At 64.1% G+C, this 21685-nt stretch carries 16 protein-coding genes; 7 read left to right on the top strand and 9 right to left on the bottom strand.

Annotation, left to right across the window (positions count from 1 at the left end; genetic code table 11):
* Window positions 1–9: 9 nt before the first annotated feature.
* The 9 genes from KHO53_RS09005 to tssA all read right to left on the bottom strand — a co-directional run bounded on the left by KHO53_RS09005 (window position 10) and on the right by tssA (window position 11864).
* On the bottom strand, window positions 10–1953 hold the full coding sequence (locus KHO53_RS09005; RefSeq protein WP_010221270.1) for a type VI secretion system Vgr family protein: 1944 nt from the start codon (window positions 1951–1953) through the stop codon (window positions 10–12).
* A gap of 23 nt (window positions 1954–1976) precedes the next feature.
* The gene (gene tssH / locus KHO53_RS09000) at window positions 1977–4655 is read right to left on the bottom strand and encodes a type VI secretion system ATPase TssH (protein ID WP_036994978.1); all 2679 of its coding nucleotides are present in this window, start codon (window positions 4653–4655) and stop codon (window positions 1977–1979) included.
* On the bottom strand, window positions 4648–5700 hold the full coding sequence (gene tssG / locus KHO53_RS08995) for a type VI secretion system baseplate subunit TssG (protein ID WP_213570217.1): 1053 nt from the start codon (window positions 5698–5700) through the stop codon (window positions 4648–4650). Before tssG ends, tssH begins: the two co-directional genes overlap by 8 nt.
* A complete protein-coding gene (gene tssF / locus KHO53_RS08990) occupies window positions 5664–7523 on the bottom strand; it encodes a type VI secretion system baseplate subunit TssF (RefSeq protein ID WP_213570216.1) in 1860 nt (619 codons plus the stop codon). The genes tssG and tssF overlap by 37 nt, the downstream gene beginning before the upstream one ends.
* A complete protein-coding gene (tssE, locus tag KHO53_RS08985) occupies window positions 7520–8035 on the bottom strand; it encodes a type VI secretion system baseplate subunit TssE (RefSeq protein WP_010221274.1) in 516 nt (171 codons plus the stop codon). Before tssE ends, tssF begins: the two co-directional genes overlap by 4 nt.
* Window positions 8036–8137: 102 nt before the next feature.
* A complete protein-coding gene (locus tag KHO53_RS08980; RefSeq protein ID WP_010221275.1) occupies window positions 8138–8626 on the bottom strand; it encodes an Hcp family type VI secretion system effector in 489 nt (162 codons plus the stop codon).
* An 80-nt stretch (window positions 8627–8706) separates the two neighbouring features.
* The gene (gene tssC, locus KHO53_RS08975; RefSeq protein ID WP_010221276.1) at window positions 8707–10200 is read right to left on the bottom strand and encodes a type VI secretion system contractile sheath large subunit; all 1494 of its coding nucleotides are present in this window, start codon (window positions 10198–10200) and stop codon (window positions 8707–8709) included.
* Window positions 10201–10215: 15 nt separating this feature from the next.
* Entirely contained in the window at window positions 10216–10731 is a 516-nt protein-coding gene (gene tssB / locus KHO53_RS08970) for a type VI secretion system contractile sheath small subunit (RefSeq protein ID WP_010221277.1), read from the bottom strand.
* Window positions 10732–10826: 95 nt separating this feature from the next.
* On the bottom strand, window positions 10827–11864 hold the full coding sequence (tssA, locus tag KHO53_RS08965; protein ID WP_249684503.1) for a type VI secretion system protein TssA: 1038 nt from the start codon (window positions 11862–11864) through the stop codon (window positions 10827–10829).
* A 389-nt stretch (window positions 11865–12253) separates the two neighbouring features.
* Here tssA and tagH point away from each other — a divergent pair, with 389 nt between their 5' ends.
* Genes tagH through KHO53_RS08930 form a run of 7 tightly spaced genes read left to right on the top strand, consistent with a single transcriptional unit; the run spans window position 12254 to window position 21677 of the window.
* On the top strand, window positions 12254–13606 hold the full coding sequence (gene tagH, locus KHO53_RS08960) for a type VI secretion system-associated FHA domain protein TagH (protein WP_213570214.1): 1353 nt from the start codon (window positions 12254–12256) through the stop codon (window positions 13604–13606).
* Window positions 13607–13642: 36 nt separating this feature from the next.
* Window positions 13643–14140, top strand: a complete 498-nt coding sequence (gene tssJ, locus KHO53_RS08955; protein WP_026001200.1) for a type VI secretion system lipoprotein TssJ — start codon at window positions 13643–13645, stop codon at window positions 14138–14140.
* Between the two features lie 15 nt (window positions 14141–14155).
* Complete coding sequence (tssK, locus tag KHO53_RS08950) at window positions 14156–15490, top strand: type VI secretion system baseplate subunit TssK (protein ID WP_213570213.1); 1335 nt, start codon at window positions 14156–14158, stop codon at window positions 15488–15490.
* A 6-nt stretch (window positions 15491–15496) separates the two neighbouring features.
* Window positions 15497–16807: a DotU family type VI secretion system protein gene (locus KHO53_RS08945; protein ID WP_213570212.1), complete on the top strand. Its 1311-nt coding sequence runs from the start codon at window positions 15497–15499 to the stop codon at window positions 16805–16807.
* Window positions 16804–20307, top strand: a complete 3504-nt coding sequence (gene tssM, locus KHO53_RS08940) for a type VI secretion system membrane subunit TssM (protein WP_213570211.1) — start codon at window positions 16804–16806, stop codon at window positions 20305–20307. The genes KHO53_RS08945 and tssM overlap by 4 nt, the downstream gene beginning before the upstream one ends.
* Window positions 20307–20957: a type VI secretion system-associated protein TagF gene (gene tagF, locus KHO53_RS08935; protein ID WP_010221284.1), complete on the top strand. Its 651-nt coding sequence runs from the start codon at window positions 20307–20309 to the stop codon at window positions 20955–20957. The genes tssM and tagF overlap by 1 nt, the downstream gene beginning before the upstream one ends.
* Entirely contained in the window at window positions 20958–21677 is a 720-nt protein-coding gene (locus tag KHO53_RS08930; protein ID WP_010221285.1) for a PP2C family protein-serine/threonine phosphatase, read from the top strand.
* The last annotated feature ends 8 nt before the right edge of the window (window positions 21678–21685 follow it).

Raw genomic sequence — 21685 nt, 5'->3', positions numbered from 1 at the left:
CAAATCTCGTTATTGGCTGGCTTTGGGCTTGGGGAAGATCGCTTCCACGGCGCCATCGATGGTGCCTTTTACACCTTGCCCATCCGGGGTGGCGCCGGGGCCGCCGCCGATGTTCAGGTCCAGGGTGCCGCCAGTGTTGAACTGGGCATTACCTTCGGCATTGAAGTTGAACTGCACGCCGGTGAGGTTGATCTGGCCGCTGGCATTGAGCTCGAGGATGCTCTTGCCGCACACCAGGCGCAGGTTCTCGCCGACCTCGATCAGGTAGCTGCGGCTGATGCTGTCGGTCTTGGTCGAGCCCACCAGCAGGATGTCGTCGCGCTTGACCGCGCGAATTCGGTCTTCGCCGATGGTCGCCACTTCACTGAAGTCCACTACCTTGTTGCGGTTGTGGCCCACCCAGTGGCTCTCATCGTTCTCGACTTCGATGTCCTGGTTGCGCTCGGCATGGATGTACAGCTGCTCGGCGCCCTTCTTGTCCTCCATGCGGATTTCGTTGAAGTTGGCTGGCGTGCCGCCTTTGCTCGAACGGCTTTTCATCCCGCTCTGGGTAGCGTTGGCCGGCAGGTCGTAGGGCACGGTCTGCTCGGCGTTGTACACCCGGCCGGTGATGATCGGCCGGTCCGGATCACCTTCAAGAAAGCTGACGATCACTTCCTGGCCGATCCGCGGGATCTGCATCGAGCCCCAGTTCTTGCCGGCCCAGGCCTGGGATACGCGGATCCAGCACGAACTGTTTTCGTTGGACTGGTCATGGCGATCCCAGTAGAAATGCACCTTGACCCGGCCATACTGGTCGGTCCAGATCTCTTCACCGGCCGGGCCGACCACGATGGCGGTCTGCGGGCCCCTGACCTGCGGGCGCAGGGTGCTGGCCAGGGGGCGGAAGCTCTGCTGCGCATCAATGCAACTGAGGTTGCTTTCGAACTGCGCGTTGCCACCACCGCCACCGGTTTCCAGGCGTTCCTGGACGACGTAGTAGCGGGCACCGACGATCAGGTACTCGCGGTTCTGGTCCTGACGGCTGAAGCCGCTCATGCTGAACAGGTTGCCCGCTGCCAGGCCCCGGGCGTTGCCACGCAGCTCGATGCGTTCATGCAGGCTTTGCAGCGCCTCGATACGGGTGCGGGCGTAATGCTCGCCGTCTTCGCTCTGTACATAGGTGCCGGGGTAGTCGTATAGCGGGTAATCGCCAGCGGTGTGCGGGCGCGGCATCTCCGAGCGCACGTCGATGCGCGCACTGGGGCGCTGGAAGTCGTAGTCGTTGAGCTCCAGCGAGCCAGACTGCACCTCCTGGGCCAGGTGCCAGTCATTGAGGTGGTCGCGCTCGCGATGCTGGCCATCGGGCGGAAAATACGGCACCGACTCGTAGCCCGGTACCACCTGATGGGCGCCATAGGCATCGGCCAGGACCAGCACGTGACGGTCTTTCTCGTGGCGGAAGTAGTAGTAGATGCCTTCCTGCTCCATCAGGCGGCTGACGAAGTCGAAGCTGGTCTCGCGGTACTGCACGCAGTATTCCCACTCGCGATAGGGCCGGCTGAGGCTGTCTTCGAAATCGGAAAAACCCAGGTCGCGAAACACCTGCTTGATAATCTGCGGGATGCTCTGGTTCTGGAAGATGCGGCAATCGGAGGTCTTGCTCAACAACCACAGCCACGGCCGCAGGGTCACCCGGTAACTGGCGAATTGGCCGCGGTCGATGCTCTGGCTGCAGCGCGCGACGATGCCGTGAAAATACCGCGAGCGGCCCAGCTCCAGCTGCAGGCTCAAGCTCATCGGCTTGCCCAGCAGTTGGTTGAGGTCGATGGCCGAATTGTCCGAGGTCAGCTGCAACTCGTAGTCGAACAGCCGCCCCAGCTCTTCGCCGCCGCCCATTTCCGCCAGGATCAGCGCATCAGGGCCCAGGGGGCTGTTGATTTGCGCCAGTCGGGTGAATTGCTTGAATAGCATCGTTTATCTCGTGAAACGCGCCATCACGGCGCGTCGCTGAAGTGGTAGTGCAGGTCGTTGTCGCGGCGGCTGATGCTCACCCCGGCCAGGGCCTTGCCTTCGAGCATGCGGGTGAGGAACTCGCGGCTCATGTCCGGCAACAGGCTGTTGGTCAGGATCGCGTCGATCATCCGTCCGCCGCTTTCGGTCTCGCTGCAGCGCGAGACGATCAGCTCGACCACCTCGTCGTCGTAGTCGAAGGCGACCTTGTGGGTGCCTTGCACACGCTTGCGGATGCGTTCGAGCTGCAGGCGGGTGATGGCCTTGAGCATCTCGTCGCTGAGCGGGTAGTAGGGGATGGTCACCAGGCGTCCGAGCAACGCTGGCGGGAAGATCTCCAGCAGCGGTTGGCGCAGGGCAGTCGCGATGGCGTCGGGTTCCGGGATGTTTTGCGGGTCCTTGCACACCTGGGAAATCAGCTCGGTCCCGGCGTTGGTGGTGAGCAGGATCAGGGTGTTCTTGAAGTCGATCAGCCGGCCTTCGCCATCCTCCATCACGCCCTTGTCGAAGACCTGGAAGAAGATCTCGTGCACATCCGGGTGGGCTTTTTCCACCTCGTCCAGCAGCACCACGCTGTAGGGCTTGCGCCGGACCGCCTCGGTCAGCACGCCGCCTTCGCCATAGCCGACATAGCCAGGCGGGGCGCCCTTGAGGGTCGAGACGGTATGGGCTTCCTGGAACTCGCTCATGTTGATGGTGATGACGTTCTGCTCGCCGCCGTACATGGCTTCGGCCAGGGCCAGGGCGGTTTCGGTCTTGCCCACCCCGGAAGTGCCGGCGAGCATGAACACGCCGATCGGCTTGTTGGGGTTGTCGAGGCCGGCGCGCGAGGTCTGGATGCGTTTGGCGATCATCTGCAGGGCATGGTCCTGGCCGATGATGCGCTTGGCCAGGTGCTGGTCGAGCTTGAGCACGGTTTCCAGCTCGTTGCGTGCCATGCGCCCGACCGGGATGCCGGTCCAGTCGGCAACCACCGAGGCCACCGCCTGGTAGTCGACGGTCGGCAGGATCAGCGGGGTTTCACCTTGCAGGTCGCTCAGGCGCTGTTGCAGGTCGATGAGCTTCTCGCGCAGCTCATGGCTCTGTTCGCTGCCCGTGTCGCGGTCGACCACGCCGACGTTTTCGCGCAGTTGCGCACGGGTGGCCAGCAGTTCGTCGACCAGGGCTTTTTCTTCGGCCCAGCGGCTTTCCAGCTCGGCCAGGCGCTCGCGCTCGGCCGCCAGCAAGGTTTCAGACTGTTGCTGGCGGTTGCCGATGGCGATACCGATGGCCAGTTCGCGGGCGATGATCTGCAGCTCGGTTTCCAGCGCTTCGATGCGTCGGCGGCTGTCATCCACTTCGGCCGGCACAGCGTGCAGGCTGATGGCGACGCGGGCGCAGGCGGTGTCGAGCAGGCTGACGGATTTGTCCGGCAGCTGGCGCGCCGGGATGTAGCGGTGGGAGAGTTTGACCGAGGCTTCCAGGGCTTCATCGAGGATCTGCACCTGGTGGTGCTGCTCCATGGTTGAGGCCACGCCGCGCATCATCAGCAGCGCCTTGTCTTCGCTCGGCTCGGCGACCTGCACCACCTGGAATCGGCGGGTCAGGGCCGGGTCTTTCTCGATGTGCTTCTTGTATTCGGCCCAGGTGGTGGCGGCCACGGTACGCAGGCTGCCGCGGGCCAGGGCTGGCTTGAGCAGGTTGGCGGCATCGCCGGTGCCGGCAGCGCCACCGGCACCGACCAGGGTGTGGGCTTCGTCAATGAACAGAATGATCGGTTTCGGCGAGGCCTGAACGTCCTCGATGACCTGGCGCAGGCGCTGCTCGAACTCGCCTTTCATGCTCGCCCCGGCTTGCAACAGGCCGACATCCAGGCTGCGCAGTTCGACGTCCTTGAGCGATGGCGGGACATCGCCGGCGACGATACGCAGGGCAAAACCCTCGACCACTGCGGTTTTGCCCACACCGGCTTCACCGGTGAGGATCGGGTTGTTTTGCCGGCGACGCATGAGAATATCCACCAACTGGCGGATCTCTTCATCACGGCCGACGATCGGGTCGAGCTTGCCGCTGCGTGCCTGCTCGGTGAGGTCGACGGTAAAGCGCTTGAGCGCTTCCTGTTTGCCCAGGGCGCTGGGCGCCATGGCACCGCTGGCTTCGCCCGGCACGGCGCCGGCATTGAAACCGTCGCTGGCGCTCAGGGCGTTTTCCGGCGAATCGCCGACATACTCATCAAAGCGCTCGCTGAGGGCTTCGACCTTGATCTTGGCAAACTCCGACGACAGGCCGAGCAAGGCATTGCGCAGGCTCGGCGTCTTGAGGATGCCGAGCACCAGGTAGCCGGTGCGCACCTGGCTTTCGCCGAACATCAGGCTGCCATACACCCAGCCACGCTCGACGGCTTCTTCGACGTGGGACGACAGATCGGTGATCGAAGTCGAGCCGCGGGGCAGGCGGTCCAGGGCATCGGTCAGCTCGCGGGCCAGGCGCGCAGGCTCAAGGTTGAACTGGCGGATGATGCGGTGCAGGTCCGAGTCCTGCAGTTGCAGCAGTTGGTGAAACCAGTGGGCCAGTTCCACATAGGGATTGCCCCGCAACTTGCAGAACACCGTGGCGGCCTCGATGGCCTTGTAAGCGACGCTGTTGAGTTTGCCGAACAGCGCGGCGCGGCTGATTTCACCCATGTTCCGGACTCCTTGTGGATTGCGATGCGGTCGCCTGCTCGGCGTAGTACCGAGCCAGTGTCAGGTCGCTGGCATCGTGTTGCGGGCAGCCGAGCCAGGTATCGAAACCCAGGCGTCGGCCGGTGTTGAGTTGCAGGGCGGGTATCTCGTCCTGCTGCAGGATCAGCTTCAGGTCCCAGTCAAGCTCGTGTCCCTGGTGCTCGGCGACCCAGGCCACCAGTTCAGCAAAGGCACTGCCGTCGGGCAGCAGCGCCAGGTAGTGCTCGAGGCTCAGCGGCCCCAGGCAGATGCGAAATTTATGCTGGCGATCCCAGACATGACTGCCCAGGCATACATCCATGCCCAACTGGTTGGCGCTTGCGCCCAGGCGGCTACGCTCGGGCAGTTGCAGCCATTGGCCGACATACTCCTCGATGCTCACCGGCACGCCGAAATACGCCCCGAGAATGCCGCGCAAACCATCCGGATAGCGGGTCTGGGCGGCGAGGTGTCCGCTGTAATGCAGCTTGGCGGTGTCCGGCAACGGGCCCTGGTCGCGCAGTGCCGGGGTGCCGCGGCCGCTGAGGGCGGCCAGGCGCGCGGCCCAGTAGTCGTCAGCGGGGCGGTCATGGCTGACGGTTGGCCGTGCTTCGGCCCAGGCCCGGTAGAACAGGCTCAGCAGGCGGTGATGGAACACGTCGAGAAAACGCTTGCTGGTGCTGTCGGCGTTGTTGCGCTGACGTTCGCGCATGTATTCGGTCAGGTGCAGCGGCAGCGGTCCGTTAGGGCCGCCCAGACCAAAGAAGAACTGCTCCAGGCGCGCCGGGCCCTGTTCTGTGGCAGGGGTCAGCGATGCCAGGGTTGCCGGTGCGAAAGCGCAGTCGAGCTGTTGGCCGAGGCGAATCGGCTCATCGGCCAGACGCAGGGAATGGCCGAAGCGCGGCAATTGCGGCGACTCGCACTCCAGTCGGCGCAGGGCCTGGAAGAAATCGTAGTTCCAGGGTTCGGCCTGCATCTCGCTGAGGATGTTCACAGGGTCGGACGGCGTCCGGGCTTGGCTTTCCATCGCATGATCTCGCCGCGTTCGGTGGTACGAAGCACCGTCTCGGTAAAGCTGTTGATCGACACGTAACGTGCCAGGAAGCGCTCGAACACTGCACCGAGAAGGAACACTCCAGTGCCGCGGAAAGCGTTTTCATCGAATTCCAGGGTGATCTCCAGGCCACGGCCAAACACGATCGGCCCGGGCATCGGCAGCCGCCGCGTGCAGGCTTTGCTGCTGACTTCGCGCAGGCCGTCGATCTGCAATTGCAGGGCGGCGTCATGGCTGTCGCCGTAGAGGCGCAGCAGCTCGCGCAGGGCGGCGGCGCCCTGGCCCTGTTCGGTCAGCGACAGGTAGTTCAGCGACAGCTGGCTGATCAATCGCCAGGCCTTGTTGTCATGGGCGTGGCTGGCGCGTGGTCGGCTTGGCCCGGCCAGGCAGCGAATGGCGGCTACCGGGGCGCTGTCGGCCAGGGTGAAATCACTGCGGCCATCACCGACATTCATGAACAGCGGCAGATCGCGGTTGGTGCACAGGGCGCTGACGCCCAGTTGGCGCAGGTCGTCGCGGTAAGGCGCCTGCTGGCCATCGACCAGGCTGATGAAGGTTTCGCTGCCCATATAGGTCGAACGGGTGCCGTTGCGGCGCTGCTCGCTGGAGAGCATGCGCGGCTCGCGGCGCACGATGTAATACGCCTGGTCACGGCCATAGCGGGACGGGTCGCGCACGGCATAGAAGGGCAGGAAACCCTGGTCAGGGCCGGTGCCATGACCGGTCACGCTGCTCAGCGAATGGATCTCGAAATCCGTCGGCCGGGTGCGGTCGGCGATGACATGGTGTTCGTTGACCCGGTTGCTCAGGTGGATGCGGTCGACCCGGCGCGGGAACAGGTTGATCGCCGGGGTGCAGAAGGGCACGAACTGCTCGACGCCGACGCTGCCTTCCAGGGTCTGGTCGAAGCGCTCGAACAGCACGATCAGCTCCAGCTCCTGACCGTCGCAACGTTTGACAGCGCGCTCCAGTTCGGCGAATTCGACGAACAGGAAACGCTGCGGCAGGGCGAAGTATTCCTGTAGCAGGCGGTAACCCTGGAATGCCTGCGGGACCACGGGCAGGGCTGCTTCGCGGTCATCGAAGCCGCAAGGGCGCAGGGCCGAGGGCGCAATGCGCTCGACCCAGTCGCTGCCAGGCTGGCGCGCAAACACGGCACAGGCGTTGCCTAGCAGTTGCTCGTACAGGCGAAACGGCAGTTCATCGGCTCCGTTCAAGTACAGCGGCAGGCTGCTGAGATCGAGCGCGTTGAACGGCAGCTCGGCGCCGGTACGCAAGGTAATGCGCAACCCGGCGCGGGCTTTCGGTTCACTGGCGGCAAGGCGCCCGAGGCTGGCCGCCGGATTGCCGAAGTATTCGGCCTGGGCTACCTGCAGTGGCCACAGGGTGACCGGGTGGGCACTGCGAAATTCACACGGTGTCTGCGAATCGCGGCCAAGGGTGGCACGCAACACACTGCCACGGGGCAGGGTGAAGCCAGCACTGAGCGAGCCTTCGTCGGGATCGGCCTGCATCTGCACCACGGTCATCGACGGTGTCGGTGCCAGGTAGTGCGGGTAGGCAATCTCCAGCAGGTTGTGGGTGAAGGTCGGGTACTCGGCGTCGAGCTTGAGTTGCACCCGTGCGGTCAGGTAGGCAAAGCCTTCGAGCAGGCGTTCGACATAGGGGTCGGCGCAGTCGATACCGGACAGGGTCAGGCGCCCGGCGATTTTCGGGTATTCCCTGGCGAACTCGGCGGCGCTTTCGCGGATGTGTTGCAGCTCCTGGTTGTACAGCTCGAGCAGGCGCGGGTTCATGGACGTCTCCGGCGCTCGGCAGGGGCGACCCGGACATGCCCGGACTCCAGGTCCAGATCGGTGCGCAGCAGTAACGGCAGTGCCGCTGGCTGGGCCCACAGATCGCCTTCAATCTCGAAACTCAGGGCGTTGTGGTTCATTTCCCCTGGTGCGACCTGGGCGCGAACCCGCAGGCTGCTGCGCAGGATGCGCGGTTCGAAAGTGGCAATGGCCTGGTAAATGATACTCTCCAGTGCACTGATATCAATGTTCGAGGCGCTGTTACCGGCCAGTGCCGGCAGGCCATAGTTGACTACCGAGTTGCCGGCCTGGGTGTTGAGCGTGGCGGCAGCATCGAGCAGTGAGGTGGTATTGAGCAGCCAGGTGAGATCGCGCAGAACCGAGGCCTTGAGCTGGTTCAGCGACAGCACGCGTTTGTCGTTGGCTTCTTGCAGGTTGCCGGGCTCGTCGTCGGTCAGACGATCGAGCAGCGAAGGCTGCAGGCGGTCACGTGCAGCGATTTCGGCTACCAAGGGGCGGCTCCGGTGGTGGGATTCAAGATTGCGTTGGCCTTATCGCGGGGCAAGCCCGCCCCTACACGGTGGGTTTGTCCAGCGATAAGGGCGACGCGCATGTCAGATCTTGACGTTCTGGCGCACGTTCCAGCCGTACTTGACCGGGCCGCCGTCTTTGGTGCCGTCAGCTTTCTGCGGCTGGTAATCGACCGTGACCTTGGCGAAGTTCAGGGTGACGTTTTCGGTCAGGCGATCATCGCTGCCCGAACCACCGGTGCTCAGCGAGCTGATCAGCACCTCTTCGAGGTTGATGACCAGGTACTCGACCTGGCTTTCGCCACCGGCCTTGCGCACGGTCAGCTTGACCTTGTCGATGTGCTTGCCGCTGGAGCAATGCATCATCAGGTTGGGGCTGGATTTGTCGACGTACTTGGTCAGCGACAGGTCCTGGATGTTGACCTTGCCGGCGCCACCGCCACCGCCCATGTGCATGTTGCCGGACTGGGACATGCCCCAGTTCCAGTTCAGCACATCGATCTCGTCCTTGTGGGCCTTGTCCATGGACTCGCCCTTGATGTCGCCGATCTTGATGAAAATATCAACTGCCATGTTGTCTCCAGAGTGTGGCATCTACCACATTGTTTTTCAGTGCACGCCCCGCATTGCGGGGCGCTTCAGCGAGCCAGGGCTCAGGCGCCCTTGGCCGATGGCAACTTCGATACCAGGCGCAGCGACACGGTCAGCCCTTCAAGCTGGTAGTGCGGACGCAGGTAGAAACGCGAGTTGTAGTAGCCCGGGTTGCCTTCGACTTCTTCGACCACCACTTCAGCCGCTGCCAGCGGGTGCTGGGCCTTGGTGGTCTCGGTGGAGTGGGCCGGATCGCCATCGACGTAGTTGAGGATCCAGTCCTGCAACCAGCGCTGCATCTCGTCCTTCTCTTTGAACGAGCCGATCTTGTCGCGCACGATGCACTTCAGGTAATGGGCGAAGCGGCAGGTGGCGAACAGGTACGGCAGGCGCGCCGCCAGGTTGGCGTTGGCGGTGGCGTCCGGGTCGTCGTATTCGGCAGGCTTTTGCAGCGACTGGGCGCCAATGAACGCGGCGAAGTCGGTGTTCTTCTTGTGCAGCAGGGGCATGAAGCCGTTCTTCGCCAGTTCCGCTTCACGGCGATCGGAGATGGCGATTTCGGTCGGGCACTTCATGTCCACGCCACCGTCATCGGTGGGGAAGGTGTGCGCCGGCAGGTTCTGCACTTCGCCACCGGACTCGACGCCGCGAATCCGCGAGCACCAGCCGTAGTACTTGAACGAACGGTTGATGTTCACCGCCATGGCGTAGGCGGCGTTGGCCCAGGTGTACTTGGCGCTGTCGGCGCCGTCGGTGTCTTCTTCGAAGGCGAAGGCTTCCACCGGGTCGGTCTTGGCGCCATACGGCAGGCGGGCGAGGAAGCGCGGCATGGTCAGGCCGATGTAGCGTGAGTCTTCCGATTCACGCAGCGAGCGCCAGCCGGCGTACTCGGGGGTGGTGAAGATCTTGGTCAGGTCGCGCGGGTTCGACAGTTCCTGCCACGAGCCCATGCCCATCACGGTCGGCGAGGCCGCAGCGATGAATGGCGAGTGCATGGCGGCACACACTTTGGACAGCTCGCCGAGCAGCTCGACGTCCGGTGGCGACTGGTCGAAGTAGTAATCGCCGACCAGGCAGCCGTAAGGTTCGCCGCCGAACTGGCCGTATTCCTCTTCGTACATCTTCTTGAACAGCGGGCTCTGGTCCCAGGCCGTGCCCTTGAATTTCTTCAGGGTCTTGTGCAGATCGGGCTTGGAGATGTTGAGCACGCGGATTTTCAGCTGCTCGTCGCTCTCGGTGTTGTTGACCAGGTAGTGCAGGCCACGCCAGGCGCTTTCCAGCTTCTGGAACTCGGGGTGGTGGATGACCTGGTTGACCTGGGCGGTGAGCTTGGCGTCGATGGCGGCAATGATCGATTCGATCGACTTGATCGCATCATTGGACACCAGGTCGGTTTGCGCCAGGGCCTGTTCGGCCAGGGTGCGCACCGCAGTTTCGACCGCTTCGCGGGCGCGCTCGGTCTTGGGTTTGAATTCTTGCAGCAACAGCGAGGCGAACTCGCTGGCTTGCTCGGTGGCCGCTGGCTGGGCCTGGGTATCACGCATCGGATCGGTCATGAGGCTTTGTCCTGATTAAGCGTTCGGCTCGGCATCCTGGGGCTTTGGCGCACTGGCCAAGGCCTGGAGCAGGGCCGGATCCTTGATGGCTTTCATGATGATTTCTTCGGCGCCGGTCTTGCCGTCCATGTAGGTCAGCAGGTTGGCCAGTTGGGTCCGCGCTTCGAGCAACTGGTTCAGCGAGTCGACCTTGCGCGCTACGGCGGCAGGGCTGAAGTCGTCCATGCTCTCGAAGGTGATGTCCAGGCTCAGGTTGCCTTCCCCGGTGAGTTCGTTGGGGACGTGGAAGGCTACCCGTGGCTGCATGGCCTTGAGGCGCGAGTCGAAGTTGTCGACGTCGATTTCCAGGAACTTGCGTTCGGCCACCGGCGCCAGCGGCTCGGCGGGCTTACCTGCGAGGTCAGCCATGACGCCCATGACGAAAGGCAGCTGGACCTTCTTTTCGGCGCCGTAGAGCTCGACGTCATACTCGATCTGCACCCGCGGCGCGCGATTGCGCGCAATGAATTTCTGAGAACTGGGGTTCGCCACGTTGTTCCTCCTGGTCGCAGGTGCGACGGTATTGGCGTCATCGATCGTTGCCGGTAACGGTGTTGCGTAATTGCGTTGGGCCTGGCCCGCAGGCCTCAGTCGGTCTCCGGCCCGCGCAGGGTTTCGAACTGCGACAGGCCATCGGGGATCAGGTCGCGGACGATCGCGGCGAAATCGGCATTCACCAGATTTTTCGCGCGATTCAACAGCACCGGCAACGGGCTCGAGGGCTCGTGACGGGCGTAATACTTGAGAATTCGGTCAAGGCTGCGCAGCACCTCGTCGCGGCTGGCGATATCCGCTGAGGCACGGGCAACCGGGGCTGCGGGAGCGGCGCTGTCGAGAGGCGGCGGATTGTCGGCAACCGTGCTGATTTCGGCTGCGGTGTCGTTGGCGGCTTGCTCGCCTGCCGGCGCCTGTTCGGCGAGGATCTGTGCAGCCTGGCGCAACGGTTGCTTGAGGGCGCCGAGATCAATACCGCTGGCCGAGCCGACCTGCTCGTTGACGTACTGCTCGATTGCCTCGGCGGCTTCGCGGGCTTGCTGCAGGGCCTCGCGGGTGACCTGCAGTTGGTCGGCATCGCTGTCGCGCAGGGCGCCGCCGAGCTCGTCGGCGTTGAGCGTCTCGCTGGCAAAGTGCTGCAGGCCACTGGCGTGCAGGGCCGCGCGCAGGCTGACCGGGCCGAATGCACGGGAGCGGGTCAGCAGGCTTTCACGCAGCAGGGCGATGTTGGTCTCGCAGACCAGACCTGCGAGGGCGTTGATGCGTACCGTCGGGTCGTTGTCGTCATCGGCGTCGAGTTGCGGGTGCACCTGTGGCCAGTACTGGCGCAGCAGCGCGTTGATCAGTTGCAGGGTGCTGGCCAGGCCGGCAATACCGTGCAGGGCCAGGGCACTCTGCAAGAGGAAATGCGTGACCCGAAGGTCCTTGCTGCGTTGCAGCAGGGCCGTGCAGGACTGTTCGATCTGCCGCCACTGGGGAGGCTCGGCAGGCTGGATGGCATCACCCATGACACGCTCGGGCTTGCCTTGGGCATCACGCTCCAATTGCAGGAAGTCCGGGTCGTATTCAAGGTCGTCGCCGCAGGGGAAGTTCTCCGAAACGGCAGCGAGCAAATGCGCTGAGTTCACCAGATATCGATCTCCGTATCGTCCCGTGGTGGGGGTAGCTAATGTGCGCAAGTTAATTTTGTGACAGAGCGCACATATTTTGCTGAGTTATCCTTAGTTGATATCAAAGTGATATCACACTCGTTCAGCAAGTTGCGCATTTTTGGTTTATTTCCAATTGGCTGTCAAGGTAAGCTATCGGCCCACCGTGACCTGAGTGCTGGGCCAAACAGGGTTTTTGACTTGTTGGTCAGGGCGGCGGTGGATGGCATTTGAAACTGACATGGTTCGGCTAGAAACTGCCGAAAATCGGATATTCAGTAGAGTTTTTCAGGGATTGGAAGCGAATCGCTTTTCTGTGTCAGGCCTGCAGCGGGCCAGCAGACGGTTCGGGATGTGGCTAAGGAGGCGTGATGTCGCTGAGTCTGACTATTACCAGTTATCACAAGATTACCCCTGGCCAATGTCCTGAAAAGTTCATCGAATCAGGCGCCATCAGCATCGGACGTGGCTCTGATAATGATTGGGTATTGCCCGATCCGGAGCGTCTGGTCTCTTCGCAACATTGTGTCATTCAATATAAAGATGGCCGCTACTACCTGACTGATAACAGCACAAATGGTGTCGAGTTAATTCACGCCGGTATTCGCTTGCGCCGCGGTAATAGCGAGCCCTTGATGGATGGCGAAATCATCCGTATTGGCGAGTACGAGATCCAGGCGCGGATTGATTCGAGCTTCAAGGTAGGGGATGGCAATCCGATCGGCGGCGATGCCAGCAATAGTTTCGAAGCGTTGATGGCTAACCAGGCCAGCCCTGCGCCTGTCCTTTCTCACGCAGGCACACCGGCGCTCGTGCACGGTGCGTCAAGCAGCGACACCCTGCCGGACCTGTTTGATTTTCTCGCGCCGGCAAGCATTGCGCCGGTAACCCAGCCTGACCATGTACCTGCCCAGCAGCATGACTTTCGTCCGCCCGCGCCGATCGTCCCTGTGGCGGTGCCGGCCCCGGCGAGCCCTGGGGTGATTCCCGCAGATTGGGACCTGTTTGCCGAGCCTTCAGCACCTGCACCTGCTCCCGCTCCCGCTCCCGCTCCCGCTCCCGCACCGACGCCTGTCGCGACCGCAGCGCCTGCGCCGGTGGCCGACGTCGAGGCCCCGGCCCAGCCTGCCGAATCAGCAGCGCTGGTCCAGGCTTTCCTGCGCGGGGCAGGCCTTGAGCAACTGCGTATCGACAGCGCGCAGGTCGAGGCGCAGATGGAGGCCCTTGGCCGCAGTTACCGCTTGATGGTCGAGGGCTTGATCGACGTATTGCGTGCGCGCAGCAGCCTCAAGGGCGAATTCCGCATGCAGCAGACCATGATCCGCCCGGCGGAGAACAACCCGCTCAAGTTTGCTCCGAATGCCGATGAAGCGTTGCTGTTACTGCTGCGTCACGGCAATCACGCCTTCATGGCGCCGGACCAGGCAGTACGTGACAGCTTCGATGACCTGCGTGCTCACCAGTTGGCAGTGATGGCGGGTGTCGAGGCCGCCATCAAGCACCTGCTCGCGCGTTTCGAACCGGCCCAGCTGGAGTCGCGGTTAGGTGAGCCAGCCGGCTTGTCGAAGCTGTTCGCAGGCTCCCGCCAGGCCCAGTACTGGCAGCAGTTCACCGAGCTGTACAGCAAGATTTCCCGGGAAGCCGAAGACGACTTCCAGGACCTGTTCGGGCGCGAATTCAGCCGCGCCTATGAGGAGCACAGCGCGCGTCTGCAGCGCTCCTGAAACAAACGGAAAGTGCCACGTCATTGAGGACGCAGGATGATTCGAACAATGCTGATGGCAGCGGTAACCGCACTGCTGCTCAGTGGTTGTAGCAAGGATGAAGTTGCAGTACCGGCCCAGCCCGAGGTGGCAGGACCGACCAGCGTCACCTTGTACTTCAGTGCCGCCGCCGGGCTCAACCCGGGCGCCAACGGCCAGGCCGCGCCCGTGCGCGTGCGTATCTACGAGCTGAAGAACAGCGCCAACTTCAATCGCGCCGATTACTTCGCGCTGGCCGATCGGGCACCCGCGACCCTGGGCGCCGACCTGGTCGATCAGGATGAAGTACTGGTGCAGCCCGGTGAGCAGTTGCGCATCGAGCGTCCACTGAGCCCGACGACCCGCCAGATTGGCCTGGTGGTCGGCTACCGCGAAGTTGACCAGGCGCAGTGGCGCAGCCTGCTACCGGTGCCGCCGCTGGATTACCAGGTCAGCCTCGATGTTCGTGCTGTACGCAGCGCTGCTCACTCCTCCCCAACCAGTACCGCCCAATAGGCGATCGGAGAAGCCATGTCCTGGAACAATCGTGTGGTCTGGTCGGAAGGCATGTTCCTCGGAACCCAGCATTTTCAACAGCATGACCGCTATCTCGAAAACCTGATCGATGCCCGCAGCCGGCCGCTGTCGGCAGGCGCCTGGGGCTTCTCCGAGCTGCTGATCGACCAGGGCCTGCTGGCTCAGGGCAAGCTGGCCATCATCTCGGCCCGCGGCCTGCTCCCGGACGGTACGCCGTTCAATATCCCCCAGGACGACCTGGCGCCAAGCCCGCTGAACATCGACGACAACCTGCGCGATGGCCTGGTGTACCTGGCATTGCCGCTCAAGCGCGCTGGCGCCCGCGACACGGTCGACGAAGGTGAGGCCCCGGGCGGTGCGCGTTATGTCAGCCGGGTGGCGGAGGTGCGCGATGACAACGCACCGTTCGAGAACCGCGCGCCGGTGGCCCTCGGTTCCCGGGCCTTGCGCCTGATCACCGCCGAAGAAGGCCTGAGCGACTATGCCGCGCTGGGCCTGGTGCGCATCAAGGAAAAACGCGCCGACCGTGCTTTGGTCCTGGATGACAGCTACATCGCGCCGGTGCTGGATGTGTCGGCGAGCAAGAGCCTGTCGGCGTTTCGCAGCGAACTGCTGGGCCTGCTGCACCAACGTGGCGAGGCCCTGGCCGGGCGGGTGGTGGCCTCGGGCGCGGGTGGTGCTTCGGAGATCGCGGATTTCTTGCTTCTGCAACTGGTCAACCGCGCCCAACCGCTGGTTGAGCACCTCAGCCAGTTGAGCCCGCTGCACCCGGAGCGCCTGTACAGTGAGCTGGTCAGCCTGGCCGGTGAGTTCGCCACGTTTTGTGCAAGCAACCGCCGCCCGGGTGAGTTCCCGGTGTATCAGCATGATGACCTGGCAGCGAGTTTCGCCCCGGTCATGCAGGCGCTGCGCGAAGCCCTGTCGATGCTGATCGACAGCAAGGCCACGCCAATCCCGATCGTCGAGAAGGCCTACGGTATCCACGTGGCCATGCTTGCCGACCGCAGCCTGCTCGACAACGCCAGCTTCATCCTCGTGGTGCGTGCCGATGTGCCGAGCGAAACCCTGCGCGGGCGTTTCGCCCAGCAGAGCAAGATCGGTGCGGTCGAACATATCCGCGACCTGGTCAACCTGCAGCTCCCGGGCATCGGCCTGCTGCCGTTGCCGGTGGCGCCACGACAGATCCCGTTCCATGCCGGTTCCACCTACTACGAACTCGATCGCGGTAGCGAGCATTGGCAGCAACTGCAGAACGCCGGCGGCTTTGCCTTCTATGTTGCTGGCGAGTTCCCGGGCTTGAACCTGGCTTTCTGGGCCATCCGAGGATAAGCCGCGATGCAGCCTAAAGACCCATCGGCACCACCGGCCAACGACCGCACCCAGTTCATGCCGCGCCCCGGTGGCCGTGGCCCGCAAGCCGGTACGCCGGAGCCGGCCGTGCCGCCGTCGATGCCGGCGCAGCCGTTGCCCGGTGGCCAGGCGCTTGGCCTGAACCCGCTGGAAAGCGCCGCCGGGCCATTGCTGGCGTTGCTGACCCGCTTGCGCAGCACCATTGCCCATCCGGCCCCGGCCAGCCTGCGTGCGCAGTTGCTGGCCTACCTGCGCCAGTTCGAAGAGCGCGCCGAAGCCGCCGGTGTGGCGCGTAACGAAGTGCTGCTGGCCCGTTACGCCCTGTGTACCGCCCTCGATGAAGCCGTACTGAGCACGCCCTGGGGCAGTGGCAGTGACTGGGGCAAGCAGAGTTTGCTGATCACTGTGCACAACGAAGCCTGGGGCGGCGAGAAGGTTTTCCAGTTGCTTGAGCACTGCCTGCAGAGCCCGCGCGAACGCCTGTATCTGCTGGAGTTGCTGTACCTGTGCATGTGCCTGGGCTTCGAAGGCCGCTATCGGGTCATGAACGGCGGTCGTGCCCAGCTTGACGCCTTGCGTGAGCGTACTGCGGCCGCCATTCGCAGCGCCCGTGGCGAGTTCGAGCGCGAGCTGTCGCCGCACTGGCGCGGGGTCAGCGTCACGCGTGATCGACTGTCGCAGTTCATGCCGCCCTGGGTTGGCCTGGCCATTGCCCTGGCGTTGTTGCTGGCGCTGCTGTTCGCCCTGCGCTTCATGCTCGCGGCCGACGCCGAACCGGTGTTCAAGAACATTCATGCCCTGGGCGAGATCCCGGTGCAGGCCATCGACCGCCCGGTGACCCAGCCCAAGCCAGTGGAACGCCCGCGCCTGGCGGGTTTCCTGGCCAGCGATATCAAGGCCGGGCGGGTCAGTGTCGAAGACGCCGTCGACCGCTCGGTGGTGACCATCCGCGGCGACGAGTTGTTCGCTTCGGCCAGTACCAGTATCAACGACAGCTTGCAGCCACTGATGCTGCGCATCGCCGACGCCATTGGCCAGGTCAAGGGCCAGGTGCGGATCACCGGCCACAGTGACAACCGGCCAATTGCAACCTTGCGCTTCCCGTCCAACTGGGCGCTGTCCCAGGCCCGTGCCGAGCAGGTTCAGCAGATTCTGGCAGCCAAGACCGGCCAGCCCGCACGCTTTAGCGCGCAGGGCCTGAGCGACACTGAACCACTAGCACCGAACAGCACGGCCGAAGGCCGGGCAAAGAACCGCCGGGTTGAAATCACTGTATTGGCGGAGGGGGTCGAGTGAAGGCGTTTTTCGGTTTTGTCGTTCGCTGGGTGATCCCGCTGCTGGGCTTGATCGCCCTGAGCCTGATCATCTGGTTCATCGGCCCGCTGTGGGACGTGCTGGTCCCGGCGGGGCGCCGCTGGGCCCTGATCGCGCTGCTGTTTGCGGCGTGGATCGGTTATCGCCTGTGGCGCTTCATCCAGGCCCGCCGCCAGGCGGCAGAAGTCATGCGCAGCCTGGCCGCAGAAACCGCCCCGGACCCTGCCAGCGTTGCCACCGCTGAAGAACTGGCCACCCTGCGCCAGCGCATGGACGAGGCCCTGGCACTGCTGAAAAAGGCCCGTCTTGGCGGTGATGAGCGGCGCAATCTGTATGAGCTGCCGTGGTACGTGATCATCGGCCCGCCGGGCTCGGGCAAGACCACCGCACTGGTCAACTCCGGCCTGCATTTTCCGCTCGCGGCGCAGCTTGGCGCCGGGGCGATTCGCGGCGTTGGCGGCACCCGCAACTGCGATTGGTGGTTTACCGACCAGGCTGTGCTGCTGGATACCGCTGGGCGCTACACCACCCAGGACAGTCATGCCCAGGTCGACAAGGCGGCCTGGCTGGGTTTCCTTGACCTGCTGAAGAAGCAGCGCGCGCGCCGGCCGATCGACGGCGCCTTCATCGCCATCAGTCTGTCCGACCTGCTGCTGGGCAGCGACGCGGAACGTGCCGCCCATGCGGCGGCCATTCGCTCGCGTATCCAGGAGCTGTACAGCCAGCTGGGCGTGCGCTTTCCGATCTACCTGATGCTGACCAAGCTCGACCTGGTGCCGGGCTTCATGGAGTTCTTCGACACGCTGAGCAAGGAAGAGCGCGCCCAAGTGTGGGGCATGACCTTTGCCCTGGACGACGACCAGTCGGCCGAAGGGCCGCTGGCGCAGTTCCAGAGCGAGTTTGCCGGCCTTGAGCAGCGCCTCAACGCACGCTTGGTCGAACGCCTGCAGCAGGAGCGGGATCCGGCGCGGCGCGATCTGGTCTACGGCTTTGTCCAGCAGTTCGCCGCCTTGCGTTCGAATCTGCAGAGCTTCCTCGACGGCGTGTTCAAGCCCAATGCCTATGAAGAGCGCGCACTGTTGCGTGGCGTGTACTTCACCAGCGGCACCCAGGAAGGCAGCCCGATCGACCGCCTGATCGGCGCCATGGCCCAAAGCATGGGCCTGGACCGTCAGCACCTGGCGCGCCAGAGCGGCAGCGGGCGCAGCTATTTCATCGAAAAACTGTTCAACGCCGTGGCCTTTGCCGAGCGCGGGCTGGTCGGGGTCAACCCGAAGGTCGAGCGCCGGCGCAAATGGCTGGCCCGTGCTGCACTCGCGGCCAGCGTTGCCCTGGTAGTGCTGGTCGGCAGCGTGTGGGCGCTGAGCTATCGCGCCAACCAGGCTTACATCGCCCAGGTCGAACACAAGCTCGCGCCCCTGGGGCAAACCTTGCAAACCCTGAGCCCGGCCCAGCGTGATGTGTTGGCAGTGCTGCCGCTGCTCAATGCCGTGCGCCACCTGGCCGAAGATCCGCCCAGCTGGGCCGAGGGCCTGGGGCTGTACCAGGGCGACATGCTTGAGGCCGAATCGGCCAGCGTCTACCGCAAGTTGCTGATTGCCGTGTTCGCCCCGCGCCTGGTCACCCGCATCGAAGAGCAACTGCACAGTGGCGGCGGTTCGGACTTCCTCTACGAAGGCCTCAAGGCTTACCTGATGCTGGCCGATGGCGAGCATTACGACCCGGACTTCATCAAGGCCTGGGTCACCCTCGACTGGGAGCAAAGCCTGCCCCGTGACTTGGCCCCAGAGCAGCGTGCTGCGCTGGGTGAGCACCTGCAGGCGCTGTTTGCAAAACGGCCGCCGAATGCACGCCTGGATGCCAACCTGATCGAAGACTTGCGTCGCCAACTGCAGCAACTGCCGGTGGCCCAGCGCGTCTATGACCGGGTCAAGCGCCAGAAGCTGCCAGACGGCGTCAGCGATTTTCGCCTGAGCGAAGCCGCTGGCCGCGATGCTGCGCTGGTGTTCAGCCGCAAGAGCGGCAAGCCGTTGGGCGAGCCATTGAGCGGGCTGTTCACCGTCGAGGGGTATCGCAAGGCGTTCCTCGCTACCAGTCTGCAGCACAGCAACACCCTGGCCGAAGAGCGCTGGGTGCTGGGCCGCGAACAAGCCGATGAAGGCGATGTCAGCAGCCTGGCCGCCGACGTGCGCCGCCTGTACTTCGCCGACTACATCCGCCACTGGGACGCGCTGCTGGCCGATATCGACTTCGTGCCGATCACCAGCGTGGCCCAGGCTGCCGATGTATTGCGGGTGATTTCCGGGCCGACTTCGCCGCTGAAAAAACTGCTTGGCGCAGTCGCCAAGGAAACCAACCTGCAACAGCAGGACCCGCTTGCCGCCGCCCAGGCCAAGGCTGGCGAAGCCGGTGTCGATCAGCTCAAGCAACGCCTGGGCAACCTGCTGGGCCAGGATGCACCGGCAGATAGCCGCCAGGCGCAGCAAACTGAAGACCCGGTCACCGCGCACTTTGCCGAACTGGCCAGCCTGGTCAGCAAGGGCGAGGGCGAGCCGGCAGCCATCGACGGCCTGCTCACCGACATGAACGCCTTGTACGTGCAGGTCAGCGCCATGGTCGGTGCCAGCGGCGATGCCTTGCTCGGCGAAGCCAAGAACCAGGCCACTGCCGCCGCCAACCGCGTCAGCCTCACCGCCCAACGCCAGCCGCCGATGGTTCAGGGCCTGGTCAAATCGGTGGTGACTTCGACCACCAACACCATGATGGGCGGCGTGCGCAACCAACTCAACGCCGCTTGGGTCAGCGAGGTGGTCAACGTTTACCGCCAGTCCCTGAGCGGTCGTTACCCGTTGGCGCCGGGCAGCTCGAGGGACGCCACCCTGGATGACTTCGGCCAGTTTTTCGGCGTCGGCGGGGTGATGGACAGCTATTTCCGCAAATACCTGCAGCCGTACGTCGATACCTCGACCAACCCCTGGCGCTGGCAGCCGGGCGCGGCGCAGAAGCTTGGCATCGGCCCTGGCGTGCTGCACACCTTCCAGCGCTCGGCCGCGATTCGGGATGCGTTCTTCCGCTCTGGCGGCCTGCAGCCGACCGTGCGCTTCGAGCTCAAGCCGGTGGCCATGGACGCCTCGATCACCCAGTTCCTGCTTGATCTCGACGGCCAGCAGATCAGCTACGACCATGGCCCAAGCCGCCCGGTAGCGATGCAGTGGCCGAACCCCAACAGCATCGGCGTGGTGCGCCTGTCGATCATGCCGCCGTCTGCTACGGGCCGTTCAGGGTTGACCCTGGAAGGGCCGTGGGCCTGGTTCCGCCTGCTCGACCAGTCGGACCTGGTGGCTGGCAACGGCCCGGATCGTTTCAGCCTGCGCCTGCGCGTCGATGGTGCCAGCGTGTCTTACGAGTTGCGTGCCAATAGCGCCTTCAACCCGTTCAAGAGCCGCGTGCTCAGCGGCTTCAGCCTGCCGGAGCGGCTGTGATGGATGGCGTTGGTTTCTACGGCAAGCTGGCCAGCCGCGGCGACTTTGTCAGCCGTGGCTTGCCGCACAGCTTTATCCAGCCCTGGGACCAGTGGCTGGCGGCGGGGCTGATGGCCAGCCAGCAGCAATTGGCCGAGCACTGGTTGCCGGCCTACCTGGTCAGCCCGCTGTGGCGCTTTGCCCTGGCGCCGGGGGTGTGCGGGCCGCAGGCTGTAGTGGGCGTGCTGATGCCCAGCATCGACCGGGTAGGGCGCTATTTCCCGCTTACCCTGGCCCAGGTTCTGCTGTCGGATGAGTCGCTGGCGGCCGTGGTCAGTGGCCCGGATGACTGGTTCGAGCGTTGCGAGGCGCAGCTGTTGGCAACCCTGGAGCCGCAAGCCACTTTCGAGGCGTTCGATGCGGCGGTGCAGGGCTGTGCCGTACCTCGCCTCAGTGTGGTTTCGAGCCCTGCGGTTGCTGGTTTACAGCGCTTTGGCGCAGTGACCCCCGAGGCCCGCCAGGCAGCGTTGGCCGAAAGTGCCTGTGCCGGCATGAGCCTGTGGTGGGGGCGGGGATCGGAGCGTATCGAGGCGGGATTGTTACGCTGTGCCGGCTTGCCGCGCAGCGAGGATTTCGCCAGTTTTCTTTTGGGCAATGAGGCGGCGCGCTAGATGACGGCATTGCATTACACCGCAGCCAGCTACAGCCATGTCGGCATGGTGCGCAGCATCAACGAAGACGCCTGCCTGGACCTTGGCAGTGAAGGCCTGTGGGCGGTTGCCGATGGCATGGGCGGGCATGCAGCGGGCGATTACGTCAGTTGCCTGATCGTCGATACCTTGCGCCGGTTACCGTCCACGCCGTCCCTGGACGATTACGCGCAGGTGCTGCGCGGGAGGCTGTCGGCGGTCAATGCGGCGGTGCGCGAAGAAAGTGTCCGGCGTGGTGTGGCGATGATGGGCAGCACCCTGGTATTGCTGGCGGTGCGTGGTGATCAGGGCGTCTGCCTGTGGGCCGGCGACAGCCGCCTGTACCGCCTGCGCGATGGGCGCCTGGAAGGTATCTCCCGCGACCACAGTTATGTACAGGAACTGCAGGACAGCGGCCTGCTCAGCGAGGCTGAAGCACGGGTGCATCCGCGGGCCAATATCGTGACCCGGGCAATCGGCGTCGAGCCTGAGCTGGAGCTCGAAAGCGTGCCCCTGCACATCCTCCCCGGCGATACCTACCTGCTGTGCAGCGACGGCGTCAACAAGACCGTCGAAGACCATGAAATTCGCGAAGTGCTGGGCCACAGCGACCCCTATCAGGTGGTGCGCAGCCTGGTGCACCTGGGCCTGACCCGGGGCGCCCCCGACAACATTACCGCCGTCGTCATCAAGGCCGGTTGAAGACCAAG

Origin of the sequence: Pseudomonas sp. RC2C2, assembly GCF_018390435.1 — a bacterium.
Taxonomy (GTDB): Bacteria; Pseudomonadota; Gammaproteobacteria; order Pseudomonadales; family Pseudomonadaceae; genus Aquipseudomonas; species Aquipseudomonas donghuensis.
Note: the sequence above shows the minus strand (reverse complement) of the source record. Positions and strands in the feature narration are given on the sequence as shown.